This window comes from Parasediminibacterium sp. HNIBRBA5674 (assembly GCF_056745525.1).
On sequence record NZ_JBQWIE010000023.1, the window covers coordinates 15,574 to 27,826 of the forward strand.

11 protein-coding genes are annotated in these 12,253 nt (G+C 37.2%); 7 read left to right on the plus strand and 4 right to left on the minus strand.

From position 1 onward, the window contains the following. Positions 1-33: 33 nt before the first annotated feature. The 4 genes from ACT9TX_RS12025 (at position 34) to ACT9TX_RS12040 (ending at position 3,721) form a co-directional block, all read left to right on the plus strand. On the plus strand, positions 34-1,209 hold the full coding sequence (locus ACT9TX_RS12025) for a YHYH protein (RefSeq protein WP_481338541.1): 1,176 nt from the start codon (positions 34-36) through the stop codon (positions 1,207-1,209). A gap of 17 nt (positions 1,210-1,226) precedes the next feature. Continuing rightward, positions 1,227-1,748 (plus strand): YbhB/YbcL family Raf kinase inhibitor-like protein, encoded by a 522-nt coding sequence (locus ACT9TX_RS12030; RefSeq protein WP_481338542.1) that lies wholly within the window; start codon positions 1,227-1,229, stop codon positions 1,746-1,748. A gap of 39 nt (positions 1,749-1,787) precedes the next feature. Beyond that, complete coding sequence (locus ACT9TX_RS12035) at positions 1,788-3,311, plus strand: purple acid phosphatase family protein (protein ID WP_481338543.1); 1,524 nt, start codon at positions 1,788-1,790, stop codon at positions 3,309-3,311. A 137-nt stretch (positions 3,312-3,448) separates the two neighbouring features. Beyond that, positions 3,449-3,721, plus strand: coding sequence for a hypothetical protein (locus ACT9TX_RS12040; RefSeq protein WP_481338544.1), 273 nt, complete (start codon positions 3,449-3,451; stop codon positions 3,719-3,721). Positions 3,722-3,745: 24 nt separating this feature from the next. Here the strand turns inward: ACT9TX_RS12040 and ACT9TX_RS12045 are convergent, their stop codons facing one another. Continuing rightward, the gene (locus ACT9TX_RS12045) at positions 3,746-4,840 is read right to left on the minus strand and encodes an LptF/LptG family permease (protein ID WP_481338545.1); all 1,095 of its coding nucleotides are present in this window, start codon (positions 4,838-4,840) and stop codon (positions 3,746-3,748) included. A 302-nt stretch (positions 4,841-5,142) separates the two neighbouring features. Continuing rightward, positions 5,143-6,282 (minus strand): tRNA guanosine(34) transglycosylase Tgt, encoded by a 1,140-nt coding sequence (gene tgt, locus ACT9TX_RS12050; protein WP_481338546.1) that lies wholly within the window; start codon positions 6,280-6,282, stop codon positions 5,143-5,145. Positions 6,283-6,477: 195 nt separating this feature from the next. Here tgt and ACT9TX_RS12055 point away from each other — a divergent pair, with 195 nt between their 5' ends. After that, positions 6,478-7,605, plus strand: coding sequence for a glycosyltransferase (locus ACT9TX_RS12055; protein ID WP_481338547.1), 1,128 nt, complete (start codon positions 6,478-6,480; stop codon positions 7,603-7,605). A 103-nt stretch (positions 7,606-7,708) separates the two neighbouring features. Further along, positions 7,709-8,335 (plus strand): 16S rRNA (guanine(527)-N(7))-methyltransferase RsmG, encoded by a 627-nt coding sequence (rsmG, locus tag ACT9TX_RS12060; protein ID WP_481338548.1) that lies wholly within the window; start codon positions 7,709-7,711, stop codon positions 8,333-8,335. Positions 8,336-8,418: 83 nt separating this feature from the next. On the opposite strand, the gene ACT9TX_RS12065 is transcribed toward rsmG, so the two are convergent. Both ACT9TX_RS12065 and ung read right to left on the minus strand, forming a co-directional pair. Continuing rightward, positions 8,419-9,165, minus strand: a complete 747-nt coding sequence (locus ACT9TX_RS12065; RefSeq protein ID WP_481338549.1) for a lysophospholipid acyltransferase family protein — start codon at positions 9,163-9,165, stop codon at positions 8,419-8,421. A gap of 10 nt (positions 9,166-9,175) precedes the next feature. Then, positions 9,176-9,865, minus strand: a complete 690-nt coding sequence (gene ung, locus ACT9TX_RS12070; RefSeq protein ID WP_481338550.1) for a uracil-DNA glycosylase — start codon at positions 9,863-9,865, stop codon at positions 9,176-9,178. 193 nt (positions 9,866-10,058) lie between these two features. On the opposite strand from ung, the gene ACT9TX_RS12075 reads away from it, so the two are divergent. After that, positions 10,059-12,188 (plus strand): carboxy terminal-processing peptidase, encoded by a 2,130-nt coding sequence (locus ACT9TX_RS12075; protein ID WP_481338551.1) that lies wholly within the window; start codon positions 10,059-10,061, stop codon positions 12,186-12,188. The last annotated feature ends 65 nt before the right edge of the window (positions 12,189-12,253 follow it).

Genomic DNA, 12,253 nt, shown 5'->3' on the forward strand with positions numbered 1-12,253 from the left:
GGTATATCCTAAAAGCGCTTAACCCCCTAAAAAATGAAACGATTTGCACGAATTGCCTGGCTGGCTATGGGTATTATCGGTATTTTTTCTTCTAAAGCCATAGCACATATTGGTGGTCATTATCACCAAGTACAACAATTAAATACTTGGCTATTGGCTAATGGCACTGCGCTTCAAGGTAATTTTTTTATGGCCAAACAAGATGCCATTGTACTTGAGCAATTAGATGGGCAATTTATTACTGTACCTATTGCATTACTAGCCTCACAAGACCAAACTTTAGCAAGGTATAAAAGTAAAAAATACAATGCCATTCATTCGGATGAAGTCTTACAAGTGTATCACTTAGCTGCTGTGGCATTGCTAGAGGCAGCCTTTGAGCCATATAAACCATCGGTACAAACTCGCTTCGACGATACATATTACTATGTATCATCTAATGGCTTGCCTAATCATAACATGATGGTAGGTATTACTAGCTGGCAGCAGCAAGTACCATTACCACAAACTTATACGGGCGCAAATAGTTGGGCAATACCACTACAACCAGCAATAGCAGCTACGCCTTTAAGCACTAAAACAAATTTTATGCGTGGTGCTGTAGCCATTGCTGTAAATGGCATACCCATTTTTAATGCCTTAAATAATCGTGGTGAAGATGCCTATGCCATAGGCGAGCTAGACCAATGGGGCGGCCACTGTGGCAAGGGTGATGATTATCATTACCATGCAGCACCATTGCATTTGCAAGCTACATCTGGTTTGTTGCCTATTGCTTTTGCGCTAGATGGCTTTGCTGTGTATGGCGCTAAAGAACCTGATGGCACTACAATGCAGCCACTAGATGACTGTCATGGTCATGCGCTTAACAATGGTCAATATCACTATCACGGCACCACTACCTACCCTTATGTTGTAGGCGCTATGAAAGGCAAAGTAGCCATAGATGATAGCAAACCTGCACCAGAAAATCAAGTAAGTCCACAAGCTACTGCAAAACCAGTAAGGCCACCATTAAGGCCATTGCGAGGTGCTGCTATTACAAGGTTTATGCAAACGTCAACCAATAGCCGTAAGCTAACTTATACCCTAGAAGGCAAAGAGGGTTCGGTAGTTTATAATTGGGATGGCAATATTTTTAACTTCACATTTACCGATATTAATGGTATTGTAACCACTAATACCTACGAACGTAGACCAAACAAATAACCTAATACGAACGCCTTATGAGACAACTTTTGTATTGCTTACTATTATTACCATTATTTAGTAAAGCCACCATAACAGATACAACCAACCATGGATTTACAGCCTACAGTAGTGCTTTTGCAAACAATGGTAATTATCCAAAACTCTACACTTGCGATAGTAGCAGTATTTCACCACCAATAGCTTGGAAAAATATACCCAAAGGCACAAAATACATTGCCATAACCATGCACCATACACCAAAAGATGGCGGTAAAAAAGTGTACATGCTGTTGTATAATATTCCTGCTAGCGCTACTAATTTGCCGCAAGGCGCAACAAATATTGGTACGTGGGGCAGCAATACACAAAACAAAAATTTAAGCTACTCACCACCATGTTCTAAAGGGCCAGGTGCTAAAAGCTATATCATTACTGTGTATGCTTTATCTGATAGCTTACAGTTTACCAATAGTGCTGTAACACTCGATGATTTTTTTGAAGCAAGTAAAAGTGTTACACTAGCTACAAGCAGCATTACAGTTAATTATACCAGGTAATATTATTTGCAAACTCATCTACAACTAATACAGTAACCCATGCACAACAGGCGATATTTTATTACTAAAACGATGGCTGCTAGCTTAGCATTTGGCTTGTCTTCTATTAATAAACTGGCAGCTTTTACTGGCAATAATACCAATGTCAATATTCTGCTTGGTAGACCAACCAATACAAGTATTACGCTCAATATTTTTAGCAGTAATAACGCGGATGTGTATGTAGAATATGGCAAAAATTCAGCACAATTAACTAGCCAAACAGCTAGTACTAATTTGCTAAAAAATATGCCTAAAGAAGTAGTAATAGATGGCTTGCTAGCCAATACACGCTACTATTACAGGCTGTGTGTAGTTGGTGACGGCGATAAGCGTATTTACAAGGGTACTGTATATAGTTTTCATACGCAGCGCTCTAAAGAAAGTGACTTTGTATTTACCATTACTGCTGATTCGCACCTTGGTACGTTAAAGCACTGCGACCCACAATTGTATCAACTTACGCTTAACAATGTTGCCAAGGATCAGCCTGATTTACACTTTGCATTGGGTGATGAATTTAGAGCCTCTAGAGTACAAAACCCAAACTATAACAATATAGAGCAATTGTACTTTGCACAGCGAGCACATTTAGAAACACTTTGTACCAATGTGCCTTACTTTTTTATTTTAGGTAACCACGAACTTGAAGCCAAAGCTTACTACGATGGTACAGATAATTGCCTAGCTACATGGAGTGCTAATGCCAGAAAAAAATTTGTGCCCAATCCTTTGCCCAATAACTTTTACAGTGGCAATACGTCTAACAATCCACTAGAGGATAAACGACAAAACTATTATGCCTTTGAATGGGGTAATGTTTTGTTTGTAACACTAGATGTATTTTGGTATTCAAACATATCGGCAGAAGATGAAGAGATGCGTGCACAAGAACAGAAACGTGACGAAGGGCTTAGTAAAGAAGAGCGCATGAGAGCCCGCCAAGAAGAAAAGGAGAAAAATAAACAAGGCGGTAATAAACACAAAGATCAATGGGCATTTACCATTGGTGATGAGCAATACCAATGGCTACAACACACGCTGTCACAAAGCAAAGCCAAGTTTAAGTTTGTGCTAGGCCATCATGTAATGGGTAGTTGTAGAGGCGCTGTAGAATGGGCTGATAAATTTGAATGGGGCGGAAATAACAGAAAAGGAATAAATGAGTTTGCCGCTAATAGACCCACTTGGCAAATGCCTATCCATCAGTTATTTGTGAAGCATAGAGTAACTGCTTTTATACAAGGCCACGACCACTTATTTGCAAGACAAGATTTAGATGGTATTGCCTACATTACGTGCCCTATGTGTGCCGATCCTGGGTATAATACTTACAATGAAGACGGTTACTTATCAGGCGATAAACTAAGTAATACAGGTCACTTAAAAATGATTGTAACAGCCAAAGATGTGCAAATGCAGTACATAAAAGCGGTATTACCAAAAGATGAAAACTTGCAAGGCAAAAACGGCGCAATAGCCTATGCATGGTCATTTACCAATAAACAAAAGCTAACTGTATAATGATAAGATTGCTGCTTTTGATTTGCTGTGCATTTACAATATTTATCAACGCGACAGCACAAGGTAACAATCGCCAAAACAAAGAATCAAATCGGCCAAAAGAGTCAGGCATTTTTTATACTGATGTACCCAAACATTTGTATAACATAATTATAGGTAGACCTACGCAAAGTACAGCAACGATAAGCGTTTTGGCTAATGACAGCTTGCAAGGATATATACAATATGGCAATGTTAATTCTGCTAAAGAATATGGCTACACTAGTGAGGTAATTTTAAATAATTCTGGCTATTTGCGTGTGAATATTAGCAATGACAAATCGGTGATTGATTATGTACAAACGAGTATCAGTAATAAGTATAAAAACAAGAAAGTTTTATTAAGCTATACAAAAGATGGTAGTAAGTGATTTAATTTTTGATTATTATTTTTTCTATTTAGGCGCTTTTTTGTACAAGTAAATAGCCACAAACATAAAAATGGTATTGGGTATCCAAGCGGCAATAATTGGCGGCAGGTTGCCTTTGGTAGAAAACACGGTAGAAAACTGTCCAACCACTATAAACAATGCTGCTATAATAAAGCCTAACGCTAAGTGACCGCCACTACCACCACGTACTTTGCGGCCTGCTACTACAGCGCCAATTAAAGTAAGTAGTAGCACTGTAATGCAAGTGGCATCACGTCTGTACAATTCTATTTTTAGTTCGTTTAAGTTTTCTGCACCACGCAGTTCTTCTAGCTTAATGAAGGTGCTTAAGTCGTTTGAGGTAAGCTTGTCTTTGGTGTATTTATCTCGGCTTAAATCGAGAGGCTTAAAGTTAAAGTTCACCACACGTTTTGGTTCCATCACTACCGATTCGCCAAGTGTATTCAGCCTACGTTCTATAATGTTTTCAAGTATCCATTTTCTACTTGCAGTATCCCAATGTAAGTTATCAGCACGAGTATTAATGGTGAGTTTATTGCTAATAATGCGGTGCATGAAAAATGGCCCACCACGTTTGTTTAAAGTATCGTAGTTATTGATGCCTGCAAACGAAAAGCTATCTACACGGATATATAAATTGCTGTTTTGATCACGTACTAGCGCATTGTAAGAGTTGTTATTATCTATGTATCTCGCTTCAAAGCTGCCTCTAATTTGATTGGCTTTAGGTATTACAAATCTGTTGGCAAAAAATAAGATGCTTGCTAACAAAATACCGCCTACCCAATAAGGGCGTAAAAAGCGGGCAAAACTAGTACCACTTGCAAGGATGGCTATTACCTCGCTACGGCCTGCCATTTTAGATGTGAAAAATATAACTGCAATAAATACAAACAGCGGAAATAATAGTGCAATGATGTGTGGTACAAACCCGTAGTAGTATAGCGTTATAATACGAAAAAAACCAAGCTTTGATTTTACAAAGTCATCAGTTTTTTCGCTCACATCTACCACTACAGCAATTACTGTGAATAAGAAGATGGCAAAAAAGAAAGTGGTTAAAAAGTTTTTAAGTATGTACCAGTCTAGTTTCTTCATTGTTGAATGAGTGACGGCAAAGATAATTGGTGTGGCGTAAGTGAAATGTGAAAAATGAAATGGTCAATGGTCAATGGTTGTGTTGCGCAAATTCGTGTAATTCATGAAATAAAGGGCAAAAAAAACATCCTTATAGAAGGATGTACGAATTACGGTTCTTAAGAGGTAACGGATCAGTAAGTGTTGTAAAAATAGCAGGTCTTTTCATCTGAAAGTGCCATTTGTTGGTATCGTGAATAAATAAAAACGGGCTTCTTTGCTTATCCACAAAGAAGCCCGCCGTTAAAGCATTCTAGCAATATTTACAACCTTGTTTTTAAGGTTTCTATCATCTCGTTTTTCCAACTATTAAAAGTGTTGTTAATGATGTGTTGTCTTGCTTCGCCCACAAGCCATAAATAGAAAGCTAAGTTGTGAATGCTCGCTAATTGTAAGGCTAAAATTTCGCCTGCTAAAAATAAGTGGCGTAAATAAGCTTTAGAATAATAATTGCTTGTTTCGCAGGTAAAGCCAGTATCTATAGGGCTAAAATCTGTTGCCCATTTTTTGTTTCTAATGTTGATGATGCCTTTAGACGTAAACAGCATACCATTTCTACCATTGCGTGTAGGCATTACACAGTCAAACATGTCTACACCCAACGCTATGTTTTCTAAAATATTCCAAGGCGTACCTACACCCATTAAGTAACGTGGTTTATCGGCAGGCAAAATATCGCAACACAAAGCTGAAAACTCGTACATCATTTCTTCGCTTTCGCCTACGCTTAAGCCGCCAATAGCATTGCCTACTGCATTTTTACTAGCAATATATTCGCTAGAAGCAGTACGTAAATCTTTGTAAGTACTACCTTGCACAATAGGGAATAAATTTTGCGTATAGCCATATTTATCAGGCGTTTCGTTAATGCGGTTGAAACATCTGTCAAGCCAACGGTGCGTTAATTCCATACTTTTTCTAGCATAGGTATAATCACTAGGATAGGGTGGGCATTCGTCAAACGCCATAATAATATCTGCACCAATGCTACGCTCTATATCCATTACTTTTTCTGGTGTAAATAAATGTTTGCTGCCATCAATATGGCTTTGAAACAATACACCTTCTTCAGTGATTTTTCTATTTGCTGCCAGCGAGAAAACTTGGTAGCCACCACTGTCTGTTAATATAGGTTTATGCCAGCCATTAAATTGGTGCAAACCGCCAGCAGTTTCAAGTACCTCAGTACCTGGGCGTAAGTATAGGTGGTAAGTATTGCCTAGTATGATTTGTGCGTTTACATCGTTTTTAAGCTGCTGTTGGTTTACTGCTTTTACGCTACCAACAGTACCAACAGGCATAAAAATGGGCGTTTTAATCTCGCCGTGGTCAGTAGTGATAGTGCCAGCCCTTGCTTTGCTATTGCTATCGGTATGTTCTAGTTTAAATTCAAGTGATGCCATCGGGCAAAAGTAAAGGAACAAGGCACAAGATGCAAGTTTCAAGAATCAAGAAACAATATTGAAGTAGCAAATACCAATAAACAGTAACAAGCATCTAACAACTTGCAACCTGCAACTTGCAACCAATTGCTTCCCTTTTTTCCACATACACACAAAGCAAGGCTAAGCGCATACACGATATGTTACATTTGCAGCATGAGTGAGTATTTTTCTTTAATAGGACAGATTGTATTTATCGTGTTCTGTGTTGTGGCTGCTGTGCAGATTTTCTATTATTTATTTTTCTTTAGACGATTGGCTGTTTACGAACCGCCTTTAAAAGCGGTAAATATTTCTCAACCTGTATCGGTTATTATTTGTGCAAGAGACGAAGCTGATAATTTAGCAAAAAACTTACCTGGTATTCTGGTGCAAGATTATAAAACAACCCATGAGATTATTGTAGTAAATGATAATTCAACCGATGAAACTAAGTATGTAATAGATGAGTATAAAAAATCTTTCAAAAACTTGGTGAATATTGAACTGACACAAGAAGCTAAATTGATAATGGGTAAGAAATTTCCTTTATCAATGGGTATTAAAAGTGCTAAATACGAAACCTTGATTTTGACTGATGCTGACTGTGTACCTGCCTCAGAATTTTGGGTAGACCATGTACAGCAAGCTTACCACGAGAATACAGAAGTAGTGCTTGGCTATGGTGCTTATCATAAAAAGCCCGGATTGCTAAACAAGTTGATTCGTTTTGAAACCTTTCATAGTGCGTTGCAATATTTTTCTTATGCTTTGGCAGGTATACCATATATGGGTGTGGGTAGAAATTTGAGTTATAAAAGAGAGGTATTTATGCGTAATAAAGGCTTCTCATCTATGAATATGATACCAAGTGGTGATGATGATTTGTTCATTAACAAAGTGGCCAATAAGCATAATACAGCTATTATGATTGACCCTGCATCGCACACATTAAGCGAAGCCAAAAAAACTTGGAACGATTGGATGCGCCAAAAATATCGCCACTATACTACTTCTAAATATTATAAGCCTATTCATAAGTTCTTATTAGGTCTTTATTCGCTTACATTGGCTTTGTTTTATCCATTATTTGCAGCAAGCGTAGTAATGCATACTTGGTGGTTAGCCTTATCTGTATTGGGTTTGCGCTTGATTATTCAAGCAATTATTCTACATAAAACCATGAAGAAGCTGAATGAACATGACTTGTGGCCATTCTTTATTTTGTTCGATATTTGGATGTTCTTTTACTTCTTAATTACCGTGCCTGCATTGTGGAAGAAACCTAAACAGAAATGGAATTAGTAACCGCTGATTAATTATGATTCATGCGATTTTCCATGATTCGTTATCATCAAATCAAACTAATTAATCAAAGCACATCATTTAAATCACTTTAATCTCGGTAATGGAAACAATTTTAAAATATTTCGCAGACTTTACACCACAACAAATAGAGCAGTTTCAGGCTTTAGAAGGCTTGTATAAAGAGTGGAATGAGAAGATAAATGTGGTATCTCGTAAAGATATTGATAGCATTTACTTACACCATGTTTTGCATAGTCTTACCATAGCTGCGGTAGCAGATTTTAAAGAAGGTATGGAAATTATAGATATTGGTTGCGGTGGTGGTTTTCCTGGTGTACCATTAGCCATCTTTTTTCCACAAGTAAAATTTCATTTAGTAGATAGCATTGGTAAAAAGCTAAAGGTGGTTGAAGGGGTTTGTGAAGCTGCTGGCATTACCAATATTACCACACAACACACAAGGGCAGAAGATATTAAAGGACGCAAATTTCATTTTGCAGTAAGTAGGGCAGTAGCACCTTTAAAAGAATTGTGGCAATGGGCAAGCCCGTTGGTTCGTAAAGGCCATACTGCAGAATTGCCTAATGGCTTAATCTGCTTAAAAGGTGGCGATTTGCACCAAGAAATATCTGAAAGCTTAACAAGGCCTAAAATGCTACCTATCTACGATATTTTTAACGAGGATTATTTTCAGGAAAAATATCTCATTCACGTGCCTAAGTTGTAGTGTTTTTTCACCACATAGACACAAAGACGCATAGTTCTTCTAGCTATTTTCTTATGTGTCTATATGCCTATGTGGTAAATTATCTAAGCTCTACTTTCGTAGTAATTCCACATGGTTTCGAATACTTGTTGCTTTAAAGCTTCTGCATCGTTGCCTGCGGCTATAGGCGGTAGAAAATGTATTTCTAATTTTTTTGGTAATAAATAAAATGGTTTGTGAATTGGCATTGCCTCTCTTGTACCAAAAATAAGTGAAGGCATGATGGCATTTTGCGTATCAACGGCTAATTTAAAAGCCCCATCATGAAATGGCGCTAATGGCTTGTTGGTCTTATTTCTAGAGCCTTCTGGATAAATACACATGTGAAAGGTTTGTTGCAAAGCAGCTTTCATTAAGTCGTAACTTTTCTTTCTGCTTGCAAGGCTTTTTCTATTTACCAAAACAGAACCACGTGCATAAAACCAACCGAAAATAGGCACTTTGGCGAAGCTATCTTTAGCAATGGTTTGATTAGCACCGGGTACAAAAGGTGCTGACAATGGTACATCTAGCAAGGCATTGTGGTTGTATGTAATGATATATGTGCTACCTTTTTTAAAGTTTTGTTTGCCTACAACCTTCATTGGGCAGCCAATCATGTACAGCCAAGTACCCGTCCAAAACTGCGATACTTTTATAAACCAATACATGCCTTTTGGATTAGGAATAAGTTGGGTAGCCAATGCAGGAATCACAATAATTAAGAACGTAAGTGTAAAGCTTAAAAGCCCCCAAAAAGCCCAAATGCGGGCAAAAATTGCAATGAAAATATTGTCCTTTTTTGCAGACATAAAATAATATTTAGTTAGTAGTTGAAGGGCTCAAATTCCAATCTATTGGGTCTAAGCCATCTTTCATTAATAGTTGATTGATTCTGCTAAAATGCTTGCAACCAAAAAAACCATTGTGTGCACTTAAAGGCGATGGATGCGCAGCTTTAAGAATATGGTGTTTGGTAGCATCAATAAGCACTTGTTTGTCCTGTGCAAATTTGCCCCATAAAACAAATACGACATTCGTTTTTTCGTCAGATATTTTTTTAATCACTGCGTCTGTAAAGTGCATCCAGCCAATTTTTGAGTGACTTGCAGGCTCATTTGCTCTTACAGTAAGTATTGCATTTAGCAATAGAACACCTTGCTTTGCCCAATGTGTAAGATTGCCAGTTTTAGGTATAGGCATACCAATATCTGCATACAATTCTTTGTAAATGTTTACCAATGATGGTGGCGGTGGCACACCATCTGGAACGCTAAAGCTTAAGCCCATAGCCTGACCTGGGTTGTGATAAGGATCTTGCCCAAGTATTACCACTTTTACTTCGTCAAATGGTGTTTGGGTAAATGCATTAAAAATCATTTGTCCCGGTGGGAAAATGGTAGCACCTGTTAATTTCTCGGTTTTTAAATGCGTAGCTACGTGCAAAAAATACGGTTTGGTAAACTCAGATTTTAGCATCTCTTTCCAGCTAGCTTCTATTTTTACATCCATACCTCATTGTTTTAGTAATGGCGAAAGTAGTTGATGATTGGCTTTGTTGAACAGTAGAGTTTTATTTATCACCTAAAAATGGCAATAAATACTAGGTATTTGCCATTGCTATATCTTAGCGTTTCTTTATCAATTACCTAAACCGTTATTGGTTTATATTTGATGTATTGTTATGAATAAAATAGTTGCGTTTATGATACAGAAAAAAGGTTGGGTGCTTTTTATAGTACTAGCGTTTGCGGGAGCTTTTTTTGCATTTAGAGGTGTAAATCCAAATCCTGTACCTACCACACAGAAACAAAAGTTGTTAGCTGCTATTGGTCAGTTGTTACAAGAGCAACACTACAGCCCAAAACCTTTAAATGATGCTTTTTCCAAAGAGGTATTTAAGAAATTTATTGAAGAATTAGATGGTGATAAAAGCTTGTTTTTAAAATCAGATATTGATGCCTTAAAAAAGTATGAGAACAATATTGACGATGAAATAAAAGCCTCTTCTGATTTGAAGTTTGTGCCAGCTATTAATGCAATTTACGATAAGAGAACTGCTGAGATAATTGGCATTTACAAAAACATTTTAAGTAAGCCATTTGACTTTAAAGTAGATGAAACTTTGGTTACTGACCCTGAGAAATTAGCTTATGCTAATAACGATGCAGAGCGTAAAGATAGATGGCGTAAACGCTTAAAATTACTAACACTTGAGCGTTTTACAAACTTACAAGAAGACAGAAGTAAAAGTAAAGTTGATAGTATTATTAGTAAAACAGATGCTCAGCTTGAAGTTGAAGCAAGAAGTAGTGTTTTAAGAGCTTTGGATAGAACTTATAACCGCATAAAAGTGAAGTTTACAGAAGACGAGCGTTTTAATGCCTACATCAATGTGATTACAAATGCAATGGATCCTCACTCAGATTATTTTGCACCAGTAGAAAAGCGTGCTTTTGACGAGCAGATGAGCGGTCGTTTTTACGGTATTGGTGCGCAATTGCAAGAACAGCAAGATGGCAGCATTAAAATTATGAGTTTAGTACCAGGTGGTCCTGCATTTAAAAGCGGTGAAATAGTGGTGAATGATGTGATTGTAAAAGTAGGTCAAGGTGGTAAAGATGAGATGGTAGATATTTCTGGTTATGAAGTAACCGATGCAGTAAAATTGATTCGCGGCAATAAAGGCACAGAAGTAAAACTAACTCTTAAAAAAGCTGATGGTACTTATAAAACAGTCGCTATTTTAAGGGATGAAATTGTACAAGACGAAGGCTTTGCACGTAGTGTGGTAGTTAAAAATGGCGATAAAAAAATTGGGTACATCATGCTACCTGATTTCTATGCAAATTTTGAAGATCCTAAAGGTGCAAGAAGTAGTGTAGATGTAGCAAAAGAAGTTGTAAAACTGAAAGATGAAAAAGTAGACGGTATTGTTATTGACTTGCGCAACAACGGTGGTGGTTCTTTATACGAAGTAATACAAATGGTAGGCTTGTTTATAAAACAAGGTCCTGTGGTGCAAGTAAGAGATAGAGATGGCAAAAGCATGGTAATGGATGACAGAGATCAAAGTGTATTGTACGATGGCCCTTTAGCAGTAATGGTAAATGAATTTAGTGCAAGCGCAAGCGAAATATTTGCGGCAGCAATACAAGATTATAAACGTGGTGTGATTGTAGGCAGCACGTCTACTTATGGTAAAGGCACTGTGCAACGTAGCGTACCATTGGGAAAAAGACTAGACTATTTCTCAGACCGTACAGAATTTGGTTCAGTTAAATTGACTTTCCAGAAATTCTACCGTGTAAATGGTGGATCTACACAATTGAAAGGTGTTGAATCTGATATTGTATTACCAGACATATATGAGTTGTCTAAGTACAGAGAGAAAGAAAATAAATCTGCTTTGCCTTGGGATGAAATTAGCAAAGCACCAATCCAATCTTACACAGGTTTTTCTAGTGTAATTGATGCTGAGAAACAAAAGCTAAAATTTGATACGACTTTTAATCTAATTAAAACAAGTGTTGAGCAATTAGCAAAAAACAACGATGCGCCAATTAATTTGCAAATAGACAAATACAAAGCTGCTCAAAAGCAATTACGTGCAACTTCTACTCAAATTAATAACTTAATCAAACTAAAAGATTCATTAGATATTGCAGTGCTTAAACCAGATTACGATAAGTTTTACAATAATCCATACAAAACCAAGCAAGATGTGTATCAAGATTGGTTAAAGAGAATTAAAACTGACTTGTATATTGACGAAACGGTTAAGATTGTAAGTAATATGATTGCGGCTCAAAACCCAGTAGTTACCACTAAGTAATAATTTTTATACTGTGTTAAAAAGGCATTCATTCCAATGAATGCCTTTTTTGTGAATTAAATCGC